We start from the raw sequence: 19,440 nt of genomic DNA on the forward strand, positions 1-19,440 counted from the left end.
CCGATCGGAGAACCCCCGTGCCCGGACCGCTGGACGGCGTCCTCGTCGTCGACCTGACCCGGGCGCTGGCCGGCCCGCACGCCGGGATGATGCTCGGCGACCTGGGCGCCCGCGTGATCAAGGTGGAGAGCCCCGGCACGGGCGACGACACGCGTGGCTGGGGGCCGCCGTTCGTCCAGCCCGACTCCGGCACCCGCGAGTCGACCTACTTCCTCTCGGCGAACCGCAACAAGGAGTCGATCACCCTCGACCTGAAGGACGACGGCGACAAGGCGCTGCTGACCGAGCTGATCCGCCGCGCCGACGTCCTCCTGGAGAACTTCCGCCCCGGCACGCTGGCCCGCCTCGGCTTCGGCACCGACGTCCTGGCGGAGCTCAACCCGCGGCTGGTGACCCTGGCGATCAGCGGCTTCGGCCACGACGGTCCCGAGGGCGGCCGCGCCGGGTACGACCAGATCGCGCAGGGCGAGGCGGGGCTGATGTCTCTGACCGGCCCCGGCCCCGATGACCCCCAGCGGGTGGGCGTGCCGATCGGGGACCTGCTCGCCGGCATCTACGGCGCCTACGGCGTCCTGGCCGCACTCCTGGAGCGGCAGCACACCGGCCGCGGCCAGGTCGTGCGCACCTCGCTGCTCGCCGCGATCGTCGGCGTGCACGCGTTCCAGGGGACGGCGTGGACGGTGGGCGGCCAGGTGAACCGCGCGCAGGGCAACCACCACCCGTCGATCGCGCCGTACGGGCTGTTCCGGTGCGCCGGCGGCAGCGTGCAGCTCTCCTGCGGGTCGGAGTCGCTGTGGCGTCGGCTGTGCGCCGAGTTCGGGCTGGACCCCGACGCCGCGGGGCTGGCCACCAACGGGGAGCGGGTGGGCAACCGCGAGCGGGTGATCGCCCTGCTGGAGGAGGCCTTCGCCGGCATCGACGCCCCGACGCTGCTCGCGCGGCTCGACGCCGCCGGCATCCCCGCCGGGAAGGTGCGCACCCTCGACGAGGTCTACGGCTGGGACCAGGTGCAGTCGCAGGGCCTGCTGGTCGACGTCGAGCACGAGACGCTCGGCCGGCTGCAGCTGCCCGGCCCGCCGCTGCGCTTCTTCGCCGCCGGCCCGGACGGCGAGACGGAGACCACCAAGCGCGACCACGCCGCTCCCCCGGTGCTCGGGGCGTCAGACTCTCAGCTCCGCGCCTGGCTGACCGAGGGGAACACATGAGTGGCACCGACGCCCGCACGCTCCGCGACCGGGTCCTGGACCCGGGGTCGTGGCAGTCGTGGGACGCGCCGATCCCGGAGCGGGACGTCGCCCCGGGCTACGCCGCCGAGCTGCAGAAGGCCGCGGAGAAGAGCCGTCAGGACGAGTCGATCATCACCGGCGAGGGCCTGCTGCGCGGCCGCCGCGTCGCCGTCGTCGCCGGGGAGTTCGGCTTCCTCGCCGGCTCCATCGGGGTGGCCGCCGCCGAGCGGTTGATCGCCGCGGTGGAGCGGGCGACCGAGGAGGGGCTGCCGCTGCTGGCCGCTCCTGTCTCCGGCGGCACACGTATGCAGGAGGGCACCGTCGCGTTCCTGCAGATGATCGGCATCACGGCCGCGATCGCCCGCCACAAGGAGGCCGGCCTCCCGTACCTGGTCTACCTGCGGCACCCGACGTTCGGCGGGGTGCTCGCGTCGTGGGGGTCGCTGGGCCACGTGACGATCGCCGAGCCGGGCGCCTCCATCGGGTTCCTCGGGCCGCGGGTGTACGAGGCGCTCTACGGCGAGCCGTTCCCCGAGGGCGTGCAGACCGCCGAGCACATGTCCGACATGGGTCTCATCGACGCGGTGGTGGCGCACGAGGACATCGCCGACGTCGCCGACCGGGCGCTGAGCGTGCTGGCGGCTCGGCGGACCTGGCACCAGGACGTCGCCGGCGCCGAGCGCCCGACCGCCGAGGACGGCACCGACGCCGACGACCCGGAGGACGGCCGCAGCGCCTGGGACGTCGTCACCGCCTCGCGCCGGGAGGACCGGCCGGGGGTGCGCCGGCTGCTGCGGACCGCGGCCACCGACGTCGTCGGCCTGTCGGGCACCGGCGCCGGCGAGAAGGACCCCGGCCTGCTGCTGGCGCTGGCCCGCTTCGGCGGGGCGCCGTGCGTGGTTCTGGGTCAGGACCGGCGCGGGCAGTCGCTGTCCGCTCCGCTCGGCCCCGCCGCCCTCCGCGAGGCCCGGCGCGGCATGCGGCTGGCCGCCGAGCTGCGGCTGCCGCTGGTCACGCTGATCGACACCCCCGGCGCGGCGCTGTCCCAGGAGGCCGAGGAGGGCGGGCTGGCCGCCGAGATCGCCCGCTGCCTGCAGGACCTCGTGATGCTCAAGGCGCCGACCATCGCCGTCCTGCTCGGCCAGGGCACCGGCGGCGGCGCGCTCGCCCTGGTGCCGGCCGACCGGGTGCTGTCGGCGGCCAACGGCTGGCTCGGTCCGCTGCCGCCGGAGGGCGCGAGCGTGATCGTGCACCGGACGGTCGACCGGGCCGACGAGATGGCCGCGAACCAGGGGGTGCGGGCCACCGAGCTGTGGCGCGCGGGCATCGTCGACCGGGTGGTCCCGGAGCGGCCGGACGCCGCCGACGAGCCGCAGGAGTTCTGCCTGCGGATGGGCCGGGTGCTGGGCGAGGAGCTCGCCGGGCTGCTCGGCCGCGACGACAACGAGCGCTTCCGCAGCCGCCTGCACCGCTACCGCCACCTCGGCCGGTAGCCCGTCGCGCGGGGATCAGGTGACCTGATCCCCGCGCGTCCTCCCCCACCGCACACCACGAGGGAGGACGCGCCGCGGTGAGGGAGGACGACGTCCCGCCAGGATGACCCCCGTGGACCGCCGCCCGATCCGACGCCTGCGGCCCGACCCCGGGGCGTCGGCGCCGGCACCCGACGTGTGGCCGGCCACCGTCCCCGCGGTGGCGCAGCTCCTCCGGGAGGGCCTCGAGCTCCGTGCGGGCGCGACCGTCCTCGTCGGGGAGAACGCCTCGGGCAAGTCCACGCTGGTCGAGGTGATCGCGGCCGCGGTGGGGCTGAACCCCGAGGGCGGCTCGGTCGGCGCCCGGCACAGCACGCGGGCCAGCGAGCCCGGCTCGCTCGGCCTCGTCGTCGAGCGGGCGCCGGGCGCGCCCCGCTGGGCGTACCTGCTGCGCGACGAGACGTTGCACGGCCTGTACAGCTACCTGGAGTCCAACCCGTCGCCGGCCGGTGAGCCGACGTTCCACGAGCTGTCGCACGGCGAGGCGTTCCTCAACCTCTTCCACGACCGGGCCACCCGTCCGGGCCTCTACCTGCTGGACGAACCCGACGCGGCCCTGTCGTTCACCGCGACGCTCGCCCTGCTGGCCTCGCTGACCGACCTCGTGGCCCGCGGCGCCCAGGTCGTCGTCGCCACGCACTCCCCCGTGCTCGCCGCCCTGCCCGGTGCGCACGTGCTCGAGATCGGCCCGTGGGGCATGCGGACGGCGCGGTGGGACGAGCTCGAGCTCACCGCCAACTGGCGCCAGTTCCTCGGGGCGCCGGAGTCCTTCCTCCGGCACCTGCACTGAGGAACGGCCTCAGGCGGCGGAGCGCTCGCCCGCCGGCAGGCCCCACGCCGCCGCGACCAGCTCCAGGCTGCGCACCCGCTCCTCGACCCCGTGGGTGGACGCCGAGAGCATCAGCTCGTCGGCCCCGGTGTCGGCCGCCAGCCGGCGCAGCTGGTCCACGACCGTCTCCGGCGAGCCGATGACGGCGTTGCTCGGCATCGCCTCGGCGGCCGCGCGCTCGGGGTGGACCTGCGCCTCCTCCAGCGTCGGGACCGGCCGCAGCCGGTTGGTGCGGATGGCCAGCCGCATCAGCTGACCCGGGAGGGCGAGCCGGCGGGCGTCGTCGTCGGTGTCGGCGGCCAGCACGTTCGCGGTCACGACCGTGTACGGCCGGTCGAGCACCGGGGACGGCCGGAAGGTGTCGCGGTACAGCTCGACGGCGGCCTGCACGTTCGGGCCGCCGAAGTGGTGGGCGAAGGCGAACGGCAGACCCAGCTGTCCGGCCAGCTGCGCGGAGAAGCCGCTCGACCCGAGCAGGACGACGGCGGGGGCGGTGCGCGCGGCGGGTGTGGCGCTGAAGCGCTCGGCGAGACCGCCCTCGACCCGGGGATCGCCCAGCAGGCCCAGCAGGTCGAGCAGGTGCTGCGGGAAGTCCTCGGCCGACAGGGCCGCCGGGTCTCGGCGCAGCGCGATCGCGGTGTGTGCGTCGGTGCCCGGCGCGCGACCGATGCCGAGGTCGATGCGACCGGGGTGCAGCGCCTCCAGGAGGGCGAACTGCTCGGCGACGACCAGCGGGGCGTGGTTGGGCAGCATCACCCCGCCCGAGCCGACCCGGATCCGCTCGGTGACGGCGGCCAGGTGCGCGATGAGGACCGGCGGGTTGGTGCTCGCCACCGCCGGCATGTTGTGGTGCTCGGCCACCCAGATCCGCGTGTAGCCCAGCCGGTCGGCCGCCTGCGCCACCCGCGTGGTGGCGACGAGCGCGTCGGCGGTCGACTGGCCGGTCCCGACGGTGGCCAGTTCGAGGACGGACAGCGGCAGCGGCTCGGTCATGCTGCGGGCAACGCCGCGGCAGCCGCCCGGCCTTCCCGCGTCAGCCCTCCGGAGCGGCGTCGGCGCCGTGCTCGATCCGCAGGCTGTGGTCGGGGTCGAGCCGTTCGAGCACCTGCTCGAGTGCCTCGCGGAGCGCCCGCGTCTGGTCCGCCGACAGCGGGGCGAACATCGCCTCGCGGACCGCCTCGACGTGACCGGGGGCGACCTGCTGGACGATCTCCCAGCCGGCGTCGGTGAGGACGGCCAGGTTGCCGCGGCCGTCGTCCGCCGCCCGCTCCCGCCGCACCCAGCCCCGCTCCTCCAGCCGGCCGACGGTGTGCGACAGCCGGCTCTGCGACTGGTTCGCCCGGCGGGCGAGGTCGCTCATCCGCCGGGCGCGGCCCGGCGCCTCGGACAGCATCGCCAGGACGACGTAGGCGGCATGCGTGAGGCCGACGTCGCGCTGCAACTGGGCGTCGAGCACGCGCGGCACGAGCTCGCTGACGCTCAACCAGGCCCGCCAGGCCCGCTGTTGCTCGTCGTCCAGCCACCGCGTCGCCACGCGCAGACCGTACGGCCGGGCGCGGAGATCACCGACCCGTGGCCTCCCGGTTTACAACGCTTCGATGGTTGTGGAACATTCGACTTCCGTTCACCGCTGGGAGGGTCCGTCCATGAGTGGCTACGACTACGTCATCGTCGGGGCCGGTTCCGCCGGCTGCGTGCTGGCCAACCGGCTCAGCGCCGACCCGGGGACGTCGGTCCTGCTCATCGAGGCCGGTGGCGGTGACCGCAACCCGTGGGTGCACGTGCCCAAGGGCCTGGCCTTCCTCGGCCCGGACAAGATGTGGATCAACCCCACCGTGCCGTTCGGTCCGCGCCAGCAGACCGAGTACTGGACGCGCGGCAAGATGATCGGCGGCTCCAGCTCGGTCAACGGGATGGTCTACAACCGCGGGTCGCAGGCCGACTTCGACAACCTGGTCGAGCTGGGCAACCCCGGCTGGGGCTGGGACGAGATCCTCCCGATCTACAAGCAGATGGAGGACCACAACCTCGGGTCCTCGCCGATGCGCGGCGAGGGCGGGCCGCTCGGTGTCACCGTGCGCACCAAGCCCGAGGAGCTCAGCGAGCTGCTGATGGACGCCTACGGGGCAGTCGGTGTGAAGCGCACCGACGACATCAACTCCTCCGACGAGGAGCGCATCGGCTACACCCCCGGCAGCATCAAGCGCGGCCTGCGGCAGAGCGCCGCGAAGGCCTTCCTGCACCCGGTGGAGAAGCGCCCCAACCTCACCGTGCGCAGCGGCGTGCAGGTGACCAGGGTGCTCTTCGAGGGCGACCGCGCGGTGGGCGTGAGCGCCCGCGCCGACGGCGGGACGACGGAGTTCCGCGCCCGCAAGGAGGTCATCCTCTCCGCCGGCAACCTGGGCTCGCCGCACCTGCTGCAGCTGTCGGGCATCGGCCCGCGCTCGGTGCTCAGCGAGGTCGGCGTCGACGTCCGCGTCGACGCTCCGCAGGTCGGCGAGGGGCTGCGCGAGCACCGGTGCTTCCCGCTCCAGGTCCGGATCACCGACAACATCGGCTACAACAAGGTGCTGGCCAACGTCGTCCGCCAGGGCGTCACGGGCGCCAAGTACCTGCTCGACCGGCAGGGCCCGATCGGCACCCCGGCCTACGAGATGCTCGCCTTCTTCCGCGCCACCGAGTCGGCTCCCCGCCCCGACGCCCAAGTGCTGGTCACGCCGTTCACGATGGGCTGGGCACCCACCAAGTTCGCCGTCGAGAACCGACCCGGCTTCTCCATGCTCGGCTTCGCGCTGCGCCCGACCAGCCTGGGCTCGGCGCACATCCAGTCGGACAACCCCGACATGCCGCTGCGCCTGGACCCCGGCTACCTGACCTCCGACCACGACCGCGAGGTCTCCGTCGGCATGTTCCGCAAGATGCGCGAGGTGATCCAGCAGTCGCCCATCGCCGACAAGGTGATGATGGAGATCCAGCCGGGCGCCGTGGTGAAGGACGACGACGACATCCTGGAGGCCGGCTTCCTCTACGGCGGCCCCGGCTACCACGCCTCGGGCGCCTGCGCGATGGGCCCGGACGACACCGACGTCGTCGACAGCCGGCTGCGGGTCCGCGGCGTGCAGGGGCTGCGGGTCATCGACACCTCGGTCTTCCCGGCGATGATCTCGGGCAACCTGAACGCGCCGATGATGGCCATGGCCTGGCGCGCGGCGGACTTCGTCCTCGAGGACAACTGAGCCCGGTCGCCCGTCCCGTGGCCCGGGGCGGGCGACCGATCACTTCCGGCGACCGCCCGGGTCTCCTCTCGCACAGCCGCCCCGCCGGGGCGTTCGAGGAGGAGGTCCGATGGCCAGGGTGATCGCGGGGATGTCGATGTCGCTGGACGGCTTCGTCGAGGACGCCGACGGGAGCTCCGCTCCGCTGTACGAGGACTTCGACGTGCTGGCCGGGTCCGACTACATGAAGGCCCTGCAGGCCGAGACCGGCGCGGTGCTCATGGGCCGGCGGACCTTCGACATGGGCGGCGACCCCGACTCGTGGGCGGACGAGGGCTACGAGTTCCAGGTGCCGATCGTCGTCGTCACCCACACCCCGCCGGCGGTTCCGCCGAAGGGCACCGACCGGTTGTCGTTCACCTTCGTGACCGACGGCGTGGCCTCGGCGGTCACCCGGGCCCGGGAGGCGGCCGGCGACCGCGCCGTGACCGTCGTCGGCGGCGCGGACCTGAACCGGCAGCTGCTGGCGGCCGGCCTGGCCGACGAGCTGCACGTCGACGTCATGCCGGTCCTGCTCGGCGCCGGTCTCCCGCTGTTCGCCGGCATCGGGCACCACCGCCTGGAGAAGCTCGGCGTCGACGAGGTGGGGGTCCGCACCTCCCTGCGCTTCCGCGTCTGCTGACCGGCCGGCCCGGGGCCCCCGGACGGCCGGTTCCCACGGTCGTCCTGCCGAGCACCGGCAACGGAACCGGGTCCCAGATCGCCGGGCGCCGACCTGTCCGCCGCACGACCCGGCGGGCAGGGTCGTGGCACGGACGGAGATCGACGCGCGGGAGGTGAGCCGGATGGGGAGACGGGAGCCGACGGTCGCGGTCGCGACACCGCCCGCCGGGCGCTCCTCCGACCGAGCGCCACCAGGACCGCGCTGACCGCACGGTCGCTCCGCGACGTCCCCGGGCGCGCTCCACCGATCGGTGGGCGCGCCCTCTGCTCATCCGTAGGAGAACACCATGTCCGTGGAACTCAACGCGCCGACCACCACCTCGACCGCGACCGCTCCGGCGCCGAGATGGGGTGCCTTCGCCACACTGCTCGAGGAGCAGCGCGCCGACGCCCTCCGGCAGCGCGAGCTCGCCCTGGCCGAGGTCGCCACCTCGATGCCGGACCCGGTGGCGATGCGACGGGCTGCCGACCTGCTGCAGAGCATCGACGAGATCGACGCGGCGCTGGGCCGGATCGCCGAGGGCGCCTACGGGACGTGCGTGCAGTGCGGCGTCGACCTCCCGAGCGAGCGGCTGCGGCTCCGGCCGTCCGCGGCCGGCTGCGTGTCCTGCCAGTCCTCGGTGCGCTGACCGGCCGGCCGCGTCCCGGGCGGCGGGCACGGCCCGCCGCCCGGGACGCCTGACCTACGGGGACTCCTCCCCCGCCACCGGCCCGCTGCCCGACACCGGCTCCTGTCCTCCCGACGCCGACCACCACCGCGACACCGCCCAGCCGAGCACGGCGGCGGCGGCCACGGCCGGCCCCACGACGACCTCGCCGAAGAGCAGCAGGAAGACCGCACCCCAGGCGGCACCGATCGTCCAGGCAGGCACGGACGGGCGCTCCCGTCGGGCCCGCTCGCGCATGTGGGCCGCGGATCTCCGCTCGCCCGGTGTCTCCTCGGCGGTGATCGCCCAGGACCGCTCGATCTCGTCCCAGACCCGCCGTTCGTGTGAACTCAGCACCAGTCCTCCTCCTCGACCCCACCGTCCCGCGACACCGCGGACGCGGACATGGGCCCGGCCGGTCGAACGGTGCAGGCTGTCGTTGCCGACCGTCGGCAAGGAGCGAGCAACGCGAGGAGGGGTCATGACCGACAGCGCACCTCCCGGCCGGGCCGCATCGAGCGCGGGGGACGACGACTGGCTGCGGACGGTGGGGGCCTCCGCGGCGTCCGCCGCCCGGGCCCCGGCGGACCTGCTCGGCGAGTACCTGCCGCTGCTGGCCGACGCCGCCATCCACGGTCGCCGCCCCGACCCGTGGGAGCTCGACGCCGTCCGCGAACTGGGCCGGCGGGCCGCCGCGCACGGCGTCGGCGCCGGCCGCGCGGTCGACCTGTACCTGTCCGCGGCCTGGCGGCTCTGGCGGCGGCTGCCGCTCGTGGCGCGCTCCTCCGATCCGGAGAAGGTGCGTCGCGCGGCCGAGGCGGTGCTGCGCGTGCTGGACGACGCGGTCGGCGTGCTCGTCGACGGGCACCAGTCGGAGCGGCGGGACATGATCCGCCGCGAGGAGACGCTGCGTGCGGAGTTCGTCGACGACCTCCTGCGCGGGAACGCCGACGTCTCCGCGATGGTCGAGCGCGCCGAGCCGTTCGGCGTCGACCTCGGCAAGCCGCACCACGTCGCCCTGGTGGCACCACGGGACCCCGACTGCGACGTCGCCCGCGCCGCGATCGTGCTGGAGCGGGCCGCCGTGAACCGGTTCGGCGACCGCGAGGTGCTGGTCGCCACGAAGGACGGGCGCGTCGTGGTGCTCCTGCCCGGCAGCGGCACGCCGGCCGGCGGCCCCGACGTCGGCGAGGAGTTGCAGCGCGACATGGTCCGGCTGCGCATCGCCGGACGCTGGCGGGTGGCCGCCGGGCGCGCCTTCGCCGGGGCGTACGGCGTGGCCCGGTCCTACGAGGAGTGCCGGGAGAGCCTGACGTTCGCCGACCGGCTCCACCTCGACGACGACGTCGTCCACGCCCGGGACCTGCTGGTGTACCGGGTGCTCGCCCGTGATCAGGCGGCCATCGCCGATCTGGTGCGCGACGTCCTCGGCCCGCTGGCGGCGGTCCGGGGCGGTCCCGAGGTGCTGCTGGAGACCCTGCAGGTGTACTTCGCGGCCGGCGACGTCGCCACCGAGGCCGCCCGCCGGCTGCACGTCTCGGTCCGGACGGTCACCTACCGGCTCTCCCGGGTCGCCCAGCTGACCGGGTACCGGGTGTCCCGGCCCGACCAGCGCTTCTCCCTGCAGACCGCCGTGCTCGGCGCCCGCCTCCTCGAGTGGCCCGCGAGCCCGCTGCCGGCCGACGGCTGACCGGTGGGGTTGCCGGTCACCGGAAGACCGGGCGGCGGGAGATCGACCGGCCGCCGCCCTGGGCCGGCCGACCTGCCGGCGGGAGGCTGGAGAGCGCCACCACGACGACGGAGGACTCCGTGACCGCCACCCTCACCCGCCCCCACCTCGTCCACCTGCCCGGTGCCGGCGAGCGCACCGCGTCCACCGGGCATCGACGACCGGCCCATGGCGCCCCGGACCCCGACGTGGTCGACGTGGTGGACCAGTGGGGCATGCACTCGTTCCCGGCCAGCGATCCCCCGGCCAACTGGTGACCGCCCCGGCCCGCCGGGACCCCCGCACGGCGCGGGCCTCGTCCTCGTCACAGTGATGGACGGACGGCGGACGAGGGCGCATCATTGGCAGTCGCCGGGCGAGAGTGCCAGACCCGGCGCGCCCGACCCCCGCCCCACCAGGAGCCTCCCGCCGTGCCGACCTACCAGTACGCCTGCACCAACCCCGACGGCAAGCACGAGTTCGAGGTCGTGCAGTCCTTCACCGACGCGCCCGTGACCGAGTGCCCCGAGTGCGGCGCCCCGGTGCGCAAGGTCTACGGCTCGGTCGGCGTCGTCTTCAAGGGCTCGGGCTTCTACCGCACCGACAGCCGCAAGAGCTCGTCGGCGAGCGAGTCCGCGTCCTCCTCCACGTCGAGTTCCTCCACGTCGGGTTCCGACAGCGGCGGCAGCAGCAGCGCGAAGAAGGAGTCCTCGACGAGCTCGTCGACCCCGTCCTCGACGTCCGGCAGCTCCTCCAAGGCGGCCAGCGCCGGCTGACCGGTGGACGGCGGTCGCCGTCCACAGCGTCCGCGCGCATCCACACCTCGGCGGCCGGCTCCCCACGTGGGGAGCCGGCCGCCGACGGTGGGGGGATGATCCGCCTGCGTCGCCCCCGCTCCGTCGTCCACCTGGTCCGCCAGTGCCTCGCCGGCCTGCTCGCGACCGCCGCCCTCGTCCTCGCCCTGCGGCCCGATCCCGTCGACCCCAGCGGTCCGGACCCGGGCGTGCCCGTGGTCACCGCCGCGGCCGACCTGCCCGCCGGGACGCCGCTGGAGCGCGGGCACCTCGCGGTGACCCGGTTGCCGACCTCCCCCGGCGGCGCGGTCGCGGACCCGGCCGAGCTGGTCGGGCGGACGCTGGCGGGCGCCGTCCGGGCCGGGGAACCGGTCACCGACGTCCGGCTGGTCGGCTCGGCCCTGACCTCGCTGCTGCCGGCCGGGACGGTCGCCGCCCCGGTGCGCCCGGCCGACGTCGCGGTGAGCGCGCTCCCGCAGGCCGGGGACCGCGTCGACGTCCTCGCCACCGCCGACGGCGAGCCGAGCGCCCGCGTGGTGGCTCCCGGGGCCCTGGTGCTCATGGCGGCACCGCCGTCGGAGGACCCGTCCGCCGGCTTGCTGCTGCTGGCCGTCGACAGCTCGACCGCAGCGGATCTCGCGGCCGCGGCGACGACCTCCACCCTGACTCTCAGCCTTCCGCCGCCCTGACCAGCGAGTCGGCTCATCGCGGGCCCTGTCGGTGTGCGCCAATGAGGCCCATGTTCAAGGGATTCAAGGACTTCCTGCTGCGCGGCAACGTCGTCGAACTGGCGGTGGCCGTCGTCATCGGCGCCGCCTTCACGGCCCTCGTCAGCCAGTTCACCGCCTCGTTCCTCGAGCCGCTGATCGCCCTGGTGGGTGGCGGCGGCCTGGAGGGCGGGACGTTCATCATCAACGGCCAGGTCTTCGACTGGGCCGCGTTCGTCAACGCGGTGATCACCTTCGTGATCACCGCGGCGGTCGTGTACTTCCTCGTGGTGCTGCCGCTGAACAAGCTCATGGAGCGGCGCAAGCGCGGGGAGGAGGCCGGCCCGGCCGAGCCCACCCAGGTCGAGCTCCTCGTGGAGATCCGCGACCTGCTGCGCGCGCAGCAGGGCGCCGGCCCGGGCCGGGACCCGTCGGGCCCCGGGACCACGACCCTCCCGGGCCAGCTCTAGTCGCTGCCCCAGTGCGGGGGTCGGTCCTCCAGGTAGCGGCGGTCGGCGTCGGAGGGATCGGCCGGCCGCTCGCCCCAGCCGACGTCGCGGTCGTCCGGCGCACGCTCGCGGACCGGCTCGGCGGGTCGCGGCTCAGGCTCGTCGGGCACCGGCCGGCCCAGCCCCTCCAGCACCTCGGCGCCGGGCAGCGACGCGAGCACCGATCCGGGGACGGCGAGCTTGCTGCCCCGGGTCCCGGACCCGACGACGAGCAGGTCCCCGGCGGCCACCGCGGCGTCGACCAGGACCGGCCAGCCGGCGGGGAGCCCGACGGGGGTGATGCCGCCGTAGGCCATGCCGCTCTCGGCGACCGCGACGTCCTGCGGCGCGAACGAGGCCTTGCGGGCGCCGAGGTGGCGGCGGACCAGGCCGTTGACGTCGGCCCGGGCGGTGGCCGGGACCAGGCAGGCGGCGAGCACCGTCTGCCCGGCGCGGCGGGCGGCGACCACCACGCAGTTGGCCGACGCCGCCGGCGGGACGCCGTAAGCCTCGGTGAACGCGGCCGTGTCGGCGAGCTGGTCGTCGATGGCGGCCACCCACGCGGTGCCCTGCAGCGCGGGCAGCGCAGCGGCGACGGGCGGACCCAGGAGCTCGGGGTGGTCGGCCGCGGGGAGCCAGGTCAGCGAGCCGAGGCGGGGGGCGGAGGCGGCGTCGGGCACCCCCCGATCCTCCGTCACGGACCGGAGCACCCGCCTCCCGGGCAGAACCGCCATTCCGCACCGTGCAGAACCGCCATTCCGCGCGGAAGTGCCGGATCGGTGCCCTCTCTGGCCGGATCCCCGCTGGGCCGACCGGCGCCGACGCCGCCAGGATGGAGGCCATGATCGGCCAGCTGCACTCCGTCGTCCTCGATGCGCCCGATGCGCACGCCCTCGCGACCTTCTACGCCGAGCTGCTCGGGATGGAGGTGAGCAGGGGCGGCCCCGGTGACGACTGGGTGGTGGTCACCGGCCAAGGGCACCGGCTGGCGTTCCAGCAGGCGCCGGACCTCCAGCCGCCGGACTGGCCCGACCCCGACCGCCCCCAGCAGTTCCACCTCGACGTCTTCGTGACCGACATCGACGAGGCCGAGCCGAAGGCCCTCGCGTTGGGCGCCCGCAAGCTCCCCGGAGGCGGCGGCGACTTCCGCGTCTACGCCGACCCGGTGGGCCACCCGTTCTGCCTCGTCTGGGATGCCGCATGAGCGCCGAGCTGCCGCCGGTCGACCTGACCGCGGCCAGCCCGTTCGTCGCCACCACCGCGTTCGACGTCACCGAGGCGACCGGCACCCGGGTCACCGGCACCGTCGAGACCGGGCCGCAGCAGCACACCCCGTGGGGCGTGGTGCACGGCGGGCTCTACTGCGCGGTGATCGAGTCCGCGGCGAGCATCGGCGCCAGCACGGCGGTGGCCGACCGCGGCCAGTTCGCCGTCGGCGTCAACAACAACACCGACTTCGTCCGGCCGATGACCGCCGGTCGCCTCGACGTGGTGGCCCAGCCGATCCAGCAGGGGAAGACCCTGCAGCTGTGGCAGGTCGTGCTGACCCGCGCCGAGGACGGCAAGCTCGTCGCCCGCGGCCAGGTGCGGCTGCAGAACGTGCCGCTGCCGGGCGCCTGAGGTCTCAGCCGCTCGGTACGTGGGCGGGGTCGAGGACGACGGAGAAGAGGGCACGCGGGTCCTGCAGCGTGGCCGGCGGGCGGGCGGCCGACCGCGGGACGACGCGGTCCCACCGGGCCGGACGGCGGTGCGGCAGCAGCTCGCGGCCCTGGAACCCGTAGTCCCCGACCACCTCGCCGAGCAGCAGCCCGGCGCCGTGCTCGATGGGCAGTCCGACGAGGTCGCCCGGCTGGATCTCGTCGAGGAACGCCGAGAGCTGGCGCAGGTCCTTGGCCGGGCGGCGTCCGGTCAGCTCCTTCGACAGCGCCCGGAGCTCCGCGGGCTCCAGGCCGGTCGCGTCGACGTCGATCCCCGACTGCGTGCCCAGCCCCACCACGCCGGCGGCGAGGCACGCGCCCAGCTCGTTGTGGTTGCGCGGCCGGACCACCCACACGCGGACCCCCTCGGGCTCGGGCGCCGGGGGCACGTCGTCGGGCTCGGGCCAGACGTAGGGCAGGTCGTCGGGCTCGGATCCGAACCGCTCGGTGAACCGCGGCCGGTAGTACTCCGGCTCCTTGGCCAGCAGGTTCGACCGGTGTGACAGGTGCAGCGCCGGGTCGCCCAGCCACGACGGCAGCAGTCCGGCCGCGGCCAGCTCCTCCTGCGAGGCGTCGACGACGTCCGGGGCGAACTCCCCGATCTGCGTGAACGTGCTGTCGGCGAAGCCGCGCTCCCGCCATACCCGCACCGTGGCCAGCCCGTAGGCGACGAGGGCGGGGGTGCGGCCGCGCCACATCCGGACGACCGGGTGCGACACCCAGCCGTAGTCGGGCAGCTCGAGCGCACGGAGCACCTGGAGGGTCTCCACCCGCTGCTTGCCCAGCCGCGGCGAGTCCAGCAGCCGGGCGCTCTCGGCGAAGTCGGCCACCGGCAGGAAGGTCTGCATCGCCCTCGATCCTTCCCGACGGCGGCGCGGACCGCCCGCTCAGTCCAGCGCGTCCAGCTCGCGCAGTGCCGTCTCCCAGCGTGCACGCCGGGCATCGTCGTCCTGCTCCCACCAGGCCTCGCCGCGCTCCCCCAGCCCGGTCTTGGCCAGCTGGACCCGGGCCCGCGCGGCGGCCAGCGCCGTCGGGTCGTCGGCCCGGCCGGCGCTGCGCACCCCGGAACGCCCGACCCCGAGGTGGTGCAGCAGCCGGGTACGCACGTCGTCGGGCAGCGCCGGGTCGGCGGTCCGCCACCGGCGCCCGTCGACGACGATCCAGCGGCCGTCGTCGGTGTGCTCGACCTCGCGGGTCACGTCAGGCGGGTCACGAGCTCGGGCAGCACCGCGCCGAGCGGGGCGTCGACCTTCACGTCCACCTTGGCGTCGCCACGGGTCTCCCCCAGGTTGACGACGCCGACCGGGATGCCCAGCTCGGCCGCGCGCAGCACGAAGCGGTAGCCGCTCATCACGGTCAGGGAGGAGCCGAGGACGAGCAGGCTGCCGGACTCCTCGAGCAGCCGGAAGCAGCCGTCGACCCGGTCGCGCGGCACGGTCTCGCCGAAGAAGACGACGTCGGGCTTGAGCGGTCCGCCACCGCAGGCCAGGCAGTCGACCATCACGAAGCCGTCGAGCACCTCGTCGGGCAGTTCCGCGTCGCCGTCCGGGTTCACCTCGTCGGCTCGCGGCCCGAAGTCGGGGTTGGCCGCCCGCAGCCGCTCGTCGAGCAGCGCGCGGGAGGCGACGTCGCCGCACTGCAGGCAGATCGTCCGGTCCAGCCCGCCGTGCAGTTCCACGACGTCGCGGGCGCCGGCGGCCTGGTGCAGCCCGTCGACGTTCTGGGTGATGACGCCGCTGAGCAGCCCCGCGGCCTGCAGGTCGGCGACCGCCCGGTGGCCGGCGTTGGGCCGGGCCGCTCGCATCTGCCGCCAGCCGACGAAGCTGCGCGCCCAATAGCGGTGCCGGCCGCGGGGGTCCTTGCGGAACGTCTGCCAGGTCATCGGGGTGTGCCGGCGCAGCGAGCCGCTGGCCCCGCGGTAGTCGGGGATGCCGGAGTCGGTGGAGAGGCCGGCGCCGGAGAGCACCAGCACGTCGCCGTCCCCCACGAGGTCGGCCAGTTCCGCGAGGCCCGGGAGGGTGGGCACCTCCCCGCGCAGCTCGGCGGGCTCCTCGACGACGGGCAGCGCGGAACTCACCGGCCCATCGTCCCCCGCGAACCGGTTGTGCGCCGCCGACCGTCAGACGACATCAGGCTGCGGCGCCCAGCTCCCGCTCGAGGCGGCCGAGCAGGTCGAGGTACACCCGGCGCAGGCCCTTGGGCGCGAAGGTGCGCTCGAAGAAGCCGCCGATGCCGCCGGCCCCGTCCCAGGTGGTCCGCACGCGGACGGTCGTGGCGCCGGCGTCCGCCGGGTGGACGGTCCAGGTCGTCACCATCGACGAGCGGGTGTCGCGCTCGACGAGGGTGTCGGCGTCGGGCTGGGTGACCTCGACCAGCTGCTCGCGCACCCGCTTGGACGTGGCGGCGAACCGCCAGGCGACGCGGGTGCCGGCACCTTGCCCCCCGGACTCGACCCGGTAGTCGGAGAACTGCTCGGGCAGCACCCGGCTGCGGACGCCCGCGTAGTCGGCGAGCCCGGCCCGCACCTGCTCGGCCGGAGCGCGGACGACGTGTTCTGCGGTGGCGACGACCTGACCCATGACCGCCATCCTGCCGTCGTCCCTCCTCGGGGCCCCGGCAGGGGCGACTAGCCGCCCTCCTCGGCGTTGAGGTAGCCGCAGCGGAACCGCGCTCCGGCCATCGCCTCGGTGAACCGCGCCTCCCAGGCCGCGTCGTCGGCCGGGAAGGTGGCGAACACCCGCTCCTCGAGGACGACCGGCAAGCCGTCCAGCCCCGGGCACGACCGGCGCAGCAGGACGCGGGTCTGCCCCTCCACCTCGTCGTGCGCGGGTGCCCACCGGGCAGCGGCCACCGCCTCGGCCATCCGGGCCCGGTCGCGCGGGGGCAGCGCCGGCCGGCCGCCGAGCGCCTGCGCCCCGCGGACCGGCCGGACCATCCAGACGATCACGAGGGCGAGCAGGACCAGGAGGCCCACCGCTGCCAGCACCCCGGTCATCTCCCGACCGTAGAGCCCGGAGCGCCTGAGGTCCGGCCGGTCGGCCACGGCGGGTGACCGGCTAACCTCGGCGCACCCCGACGAGCGGCGGTCGCCGCCCGAGCCCCCGTAGCTCAGGGGATAGAGCATCGGTTTCCTAAACCGTGTGTCGCAGGTTCGAATCCTGCCGGGGGCACTCCCGCCGGGTGGCCGTGGCGCGGGGCCCGCACGGCATCTGGGCACCGGGCCGTCGGGTGTGCACCGGGGCAGCCACTACGCCGCCGGCCCGGAACGGCCGCGGTCCGCGCCGCGTTGTCCGGTGGAGCCTCCGGCTGGTCCGGCCCCTCCGTCCCGAGAGATCCATGAGCCCCGAGCACAGACCGCAGGCCACGCCCGTCCCCTCCACCGGGGAGGTGCGTGGCCGGTGACCGACCTGCTCACCCTCCTGCTCGGCGTCCTGGTCGTCCTCGGGATCACCGTGGTCACCGGCTACTTCGTGGCGCAGGAGTTCGCCTACATGGCGGTCGACCGCGCCGGCCTGGCGGCCGCCGCCGAGTCGGAGGACGCCACCGCGCAACGCGCCCTGGCCGTCACCCGCCGCACGTCCTTCATGCTCTCCGGCGCCCAGCTGGGCATCACCGTGACCGGGCTCCTGGTCGGCTACGTCGCCGAGCCCCTGATCGGCGAGTCCCTCGGCGGACTGCTCGGCGGCGTCGGCATCCCCACCGGGGTGAGCGTCGGCATCGGCGCGGTGCTGGCGCTGCTGTTCTCCACCATCGTGCAGATGCTCTTCGGCGAGCTGTTCCCGAAGAACCTGGCGATCGCCCGCCCGGAGCCGGTCGCCCGCTGGCTGGCCACCTCCACCACGATGTACCTGCGGGTGTTCGGCTGGCTCATCTGGGTGTTCGACCAGGCGTCGAACCTGCTGCTGCGCGTCCTGCGGATCGAGCCGGTGCACGACGTCGAGCACGCCGCCACCGCCCGCGACCTGGAGCACATCGTCGAGGAGTCCCGCGAGAGCGGCGATCTCCCGGCGGAACTGTCGATGCTCGTCGACCGCATCCTCGACTTCCCCGAGCGCGACGTCGAGCACGCGATGATCCCCCGGCCACGGGTCGGCACCGTCCAGCCCGACGACACCCTGGGCCACCTGCGGGCGCTGATGGCGGCGGGCCACTCCCGCTACCCGGTGCTCGACACCGCCACCGGGGACGTCGTCGGGGTGGTGCACCTCGCCGACCTGCTGATCACCCCCGAGCCCGACACCGCACCGGTGAGCGTCATCGCCCGGGAGTGCCCGGTCGTCTCCACCTTCACGCCGCTGCCCGACGCGCTGCGCCAGCTCGCCGACACCGGCAACCAGCTGGCCTGCGTGATCGACGAGTACGGCGGCTTCGCCGGTGTCATCACGCTCGAGGACCTCGCCGAGGAACTGGTCGGTGAGATCACCGACGAGCACGACGCCGACGTCGACCCCGCGTACGTGCCGGTGGACGGCGACGGCGTGTGGGAGATGGCCGGCGACGTGCACGTCGACGAGGTCGAGCGCGCCCTCGCCGTGGACCTGCCCCGCGGGCACTACGAGACGATCGCCGGCCTGGTCATCGCCGCCGCCGGCACCCTGCCGCCGCCCGGCGCCACGCTGACGATCGAGCTGCCGCCGGACCCCGGCGACCTCGTGCACGACGACGACCCGAACCCGCGCTTCCTGCACGTCCAGGTGCTCGCCGTCGACCGGCACGTGCCGTCCCGGGTCCGCCTCGAACTCCCGGACCGCGCCGCCACCCCCGAGGAGCACACCCGATGAGCGACAGCCCATGGGTGGTCGTCTCCGCGACCGTCGTCATCGTCGCGCTGAGTGCGTTCTTCGTCGCCGTCGAGTTCGCTGCCCTGGCCGCCAAGCGCCACCGGCTGGAGGAGGCGGCACCGTCCAGCCGGTCGGCGCGGGCGGCGCTGCGCAACTCCTCGGAGCTCACGCTGCTGCTCGCCGGCTCCCAGCTGGGCATCACCGCGGCCACGCTGGCGCTGGGTGCGATCAGCAAGCCGGCGGTGCACCACTGGCTGACCCCGCTGTTCGAGACGTGGGGACTCCCGCTGGTCGCCGCCGACGTCGTGGCGTTCGTCCTCGCGCTGATGATCGTCACGTTCGTCCACCTGGTCGTCGGCGAGATGGCCCCGAAGTCCTGGGCGATCGCCCACCCCGAGCGCTCGGCGACTCTCCTGGCAGCGCCGATGCGGGCGTTCATGGCGGTCTTCCGGCCGCTGCTGAGACTGCTGAACGCGGCGGCCAACCGGCTCGTGCGGCTGGTCGGGGTGGAGCCGACCGACGAGCTCGCCGTCGGGCACAGCCCCGACGCGCTGCGTCATCTGGTCGAGCACTCCGCCAACGTCGGCGCCCTGGACGCCAGCTTCTCGACCCAGATCTCCGGCGCGCTGGAGCTCCAGGACCTGACCGTCACCGACCTGGTCGACACAGCGGCGCCGTTGGCTGCTGTTCCTGGCGACGCCACCGTCGGCGCCGTCAGAGAGGTCACCCGACGGACCGGACACCTGCGGGTCCTGCTCGGTGACCGCGAACAGCTGACCGGCGTCGTGCACGTCCGGGACACGCTGGCTGCGGCCGAGGACCTGCCGGTGGTGCCCTTCGCCCGCCCGGTGTTCACCCTCTCCGCCGACACGACGGTGTATGCCGCGCTGAAGGCCATGCGCGAGACGCGCAACCACCTGGCGGTTGTCACCCGCGACGACACCGTGGTCGGCGTCATCACGCTGTCGGACGTACTGCGCCGGCTCTTCCCCCGCCAGGCCGCTCCCGCCGCCTGAGGTCGCCGACCCACCACGGCGTGCGAGATCCACGATTCCCTGATGAGAGATCGCACATCCGGACTGCCGCCGGTCCC

The 19,440-nt window shown here is 74.7% G+C and carries 24 protein-coding genes and 1 tRNA gene; 16 read left to right on the forward strand and 9 right to left on the reverse strand.

The annotated features are described in order from the left end of the window. Window positions 1-17 precede the first annotated feature (17 nt). The 3 genes from N555_RS0107570 (at window position 18) to N555_RS0107580 (ending at window position 3,548) form a co-directional block, all read left to right on the forward strand. Complete coding sequence (locus N555_RS0107570) at window positions 18-1,205, forward strand: CaiB/BaiF CoA transferase family protein (protein WP_029430889.1); 1,188 nt, start codon at window positions 18-20, stop codon at window positions 1,203-1,205. Beyond that, window positions 1,202-2,719, forward strand: coding sequence for a carboxyl transferase domain-containing protein (locus N555_RS0107575; protein WP_029430890.1), 1,518 nt, complete (start codon window positions 1,202-1,204; stop codon window positions 2,717-2,719). Before N555_RS0107570 ends, N555_RS0107575 begins: the two co-directional genes overlap by 4 nt. 112 nt (window positions 2,720-2,831) lie before the next feature. After that, window positions 2,832-3,548 carry an AAA family ATPase gene (locus N555_RS0107580; protein WP_197028929.1) on the forward strand — a complete coding sequence of 239 codons (717 nt, stop codon included), beginning with the start codon at window positions 2,832-2,834 and terminating at the stop codon, window positions 3,546-3,548. A 9-nt stretch (window positions 3,549-3,557) separates the two neighbouring features. Here N555_RS0107580 and N555_RS0107585 read toward each other — a convergent pair whose 3' ends face one another. Together N555_RS0107585 and N555_RS0107590 are read right to left on the reverse strand one after the other, a co-directional pair. Further along, the gene (locus N555_RS0107585; protein ID WP_029430892.1) at window positions 3,558-4,580 is read right to left on the reverse strand and encodes an LLM class flavin-dependent oxidoreductase; all 1,023 of its coding nucleotides are present in this window, start codon (window positions 4,578-4,580) and stop codon (window positions 3,558-3,560) included. Between the two features lie 40 nt (window positions 4,581-4,620). Next, window positions 4,621-5,121 (reverse strand): MarR family winged helix-turn-helix transcriptional regulator, encoded by a 501-nt coding sequence (locus N555_RS0107590; RefSeq protein ID WP_029430893.1) that lies wholly within the window; start codon window positions 5,119-5,121, stop codon window positions 4,621-4,623. A 112-nt stretch (window positions 5,122-5,233) separates the two neighbouring features. Here N555_RS0107590 and N555_RS0107595 point away from each other — a divergent pair, with 112 nt between their 5' ends. The 3 genes from N555_RS0107595 (at window position 5,234) to N555_RS0107605 (ending at window position 8,154) form a co-directional block, all read left to right on the forward strand. Further along, entirely contained in the window at window positions 5,234-6,823 is a 1,590-nt protein-coding gene (locus N555_RS0107595) for a GMC family oxidoreductase (protein WP_029430894.1), read from the forward strand. Between the two features lie 109 nt (window positions 6,824-6,932). Continuing rightward, window positions 6,933-7,484, forward strand: coding sequence for a dihydrofolate reductase family protein (locus N555_RS0107600; protein WP_029430895.1), 552 nt, complete (start codon window positions 6,933-6,935; stop codon window positions 7,482-7,484). 328 nt (window positions 7,485-7,812) lie between these two features. Next, entirely contained in the window at window positions 7,813-8,154 is a 342-nt protein-coding gene (locus N555_RS0107605; protein ID WP_029430896.1) for a TraR/DksA family transcriptional regulator, read from the forward strand. Between the two features lie 54 nt (window positions 8,155-8,208). Here the strand turns inward: N555_RS0107605 and N555_RS0107610 are convergent, their stop codons facing one another. Further along, a complete protein-coding gene (locus N555_RS0107610; RefSeq protein ID WP_029430897.1) occupies window positions 8,209-8,529 on the reverse strand; it encodes a DUF3040 domain-containing protein in 321 nt (106 codons plus the stop codon). 124 nt (window positions 8,530-8,653) lie between these two features. Between N555_RS0107610 and N555_RS0107615 the strand changes: the two genes are divergently transcribed. The 5 genes from N555_RS0107615 to mscL all read left to right on the forward strand — a co-directional run bounded on the left by N555_RS0107615 (window position 8,654) and on the right by mscL (window position 11,851). Continuing rightward, a complete protein-coding gene (locus N555_RS0107615; RefSeq protein WP_029430898.1) occupies window positions 8,654-9,862 on the forward strand; it encodes a PucR family transcriptional regulator in 1,209 nt (402 codons plus the stop codon). A 119-nt stretch (window positions 9,863-9,981) separates the two neighbouring features. Continuing rightward, window positions 9,982-10,158, forward strand: a complete 177-nt coding sequence (locus tag N555_RS27835) for a hypothetical protein (RefSeq protein WP_156036246.1) — start codon at window positions 9,982-9,984, stop codon at window positions 10,156-10,158. Window positions 10,159-10,311: 153 nt separating this feature from the next. Then, window positions 10,312-10,656 carry an FmdB family zinc ribbon protein gene (locus N555_RS0107630; protein WP_029430899.1) on the forward strand — a complete coding sequence of 115 codons (345 nt, stop codon included), beginning with the start codon at window positions 10,312-10,314 and terminating at the stop codon, window positions 10,654-10,656. A 95-nt stretch (window positions 10,657-10,751) separates the two neighbouring features. Next, complete coding sequence (gene cpaB / locus N555_RS0107635; protein ID WP_029430900.1) at window positions 10,752-11,363, forward strand: Flp pilus assembly protein CpaB; 612 nt, start codon at window positions 10,752-10,754, stop codon at window positions 11,361-11,363. A 50-nt stretch (window positions 11,364-11,413) separates the two neighbouring features. Then, window positions 11,414-11,851, forward strand: coding sequence for a large conductance mechanosensitive channel protein MscL (gene mscL, locus N555_RS0107640; protein ID WP_051683835.1), 438 nt, complete (start codon window positions 11,414-11,416; stop codon window positions 11,849-11,851). Here the strand turns inward: mscL and N555_RS0107645 are convergent. Beyond that, on the reverse strand, window positions 11,848-12,549 hold the full coding sequence (locus N555_RS0107645) for a YbaK/EbsC family protein (RefSeq protein WP_231502641.1): 702 nt from the start codon (window positions 12,547-12,549) through the stop codon (window positions 11,848-11,850). The two genes, mscL and N555_RS0107645, sit on opposite strands and share 4 nt — an antisense overlap. A gap of 161 nt (window positions 12,550-12,710) precedes the next feature. Here N555_RS0107645 and N555_RS0107650 point away from each other — a divergent pair, with 161 nt between their 5' ends. After that, the gene (locus tag N555_RS0107650; protein WP_029430903.1) at window positions 12,711-13,073 is read left to right on the forward strand and encodes a VOC family protein; all 363 of its coding nucleotides are present in this window, start codon (window positions 12,711-12,713) and stop codon (window positions 13,071-13,073) included. After that, window positions 13,070-13,489, forward strand: a complete 420-nt coding sequence (locus N555_RS0107655) for a PaaI family thioesterase (protein WP_029430904.1) — start codon at window positions 13,070-13,072, stop codon at window positions 13,487-13,489. Before N555_RS0107650 ends, N555_RS0107655 begins: the two co-directional genes overlap by 4 nt. A 4-nt stretch (window positions 13,490-13,493) precedes the next feature. Here the strand turns inward: N555_RS0107655 and N555_RS0107660 are convergent, their stop codons facing one another. Genes N555_RS0107660 through N555_RS0107680 form a run of 5 tightly spaced genes read right to left on the reverse strand, consistent with a single transcriptional unit; the run spans window position 13,494 to window position 16,561 of the window. Then, entirely contained in the window at window positions 13,494-14,414 is a 921-nt protein-coding gene (locus N555_RS0107660) for an MSMEG_6728 family protein (protein ID WP_029430905.1), read from the reverse strand. Between the two features lie 39 nt (window positions 14,415-14,453). Next, window positions 14,454-14,765 (reverse strand): hypothetical protein, encoded by a 312-nt coding sequence (locus tag N555_RS0107665; protein ID WP_029430906.1) that lies wholly within the window; start codon window positions 14,763-14,765, stop codon window positions 14,454-14,456. Next, the gene (locus N555_RS0107670; RefSeq protein WP_231502642.1) at window positions 14,762-15,643 is read right to left on the reverse strand and encodes an NAD-dependent protein deacetylase; all 882 of its coding nucleotides are present in this window, start codon (window positions 15,641-15,643) and stop codon (window positions 14,762-14,764) included. Before N555_RS0107670 ends, N555_RS0107665 begins: the two co-directional genes overlap by 4 nt. 52 nt (window positions 15,644-15,695) lie before the next feature. Continuing rightward, entirely contained in the window at window positions 15,696-16,145 is a 450-nt protein-coding gene (locus N555_RS0107675; protein ID WP_029430908.1) for an SRPBCC family protein, read from the reverse strand. A gap of 47 nt (window positions 16,146-16,192) precedes the next feature. Then, complete coding sequence (locus tag N555_RS0107680; RefSeq protein WP_156036248.1) at window positions 16,193-16,561, reverse strand: hypothetical protein; 369 nt, start codon at window positions 16,559-16,561, stop codon at window positions 16,193-16,195. 102 nt (window positions 16,562-16,663) lie between these two features. Between N555_RS0107680 and N555_RS0107685 the strand changes: the two genes are divergently transcribed. From N555_RS0107685 to N555_RS0107695, 3 genes are all read left to right on the forward strand, one after another. Then, window positions 16,664-16,736: transfer RNA gene (locus N555_RS0107685), tRNA-Arg, on the forward strand. Between the two features lie 228 nt (window positions 16,737-16,964). Further along, window positions 16,965-18,347, forward strand: a complete 1,383-nt coding sequence (locus tag N555_RS0107690; RefSeq protein ID WP_029430910.1) for a hemolysin family protein — start codon at window positions 16,965-16,967, stop codon at window positions 18,345-18,347. Then, window positions 18,344-19,363, forward strand: a complete 1,020-nt coding sequence (locus N555_RS0107695; RefSeq protein ID WP_029430911.1) for a hemolysin family protein — start codon at window positions 18,344-18,346, stop codon at window positions 19,361-19,363. The genes N555_RS0107690 and N555_RS0107695 overlap by 4 nt, the downstream gene beginning before the upstream one ends. Window positions 19,364-19,440 lie beyond the last annotated feature (77 nt).

Origin of the sequence: Blastococcus sp. URHD0036 (assembly GCF_000701365.1) — a bacterium.
In the GTDB taxonomy this organism is placed as follows: domain Bacteria; phylum Actinomycetota; class Actinomycetes; order Mycobacteriales; family Geodermatophilaceae; genus Trujillonella.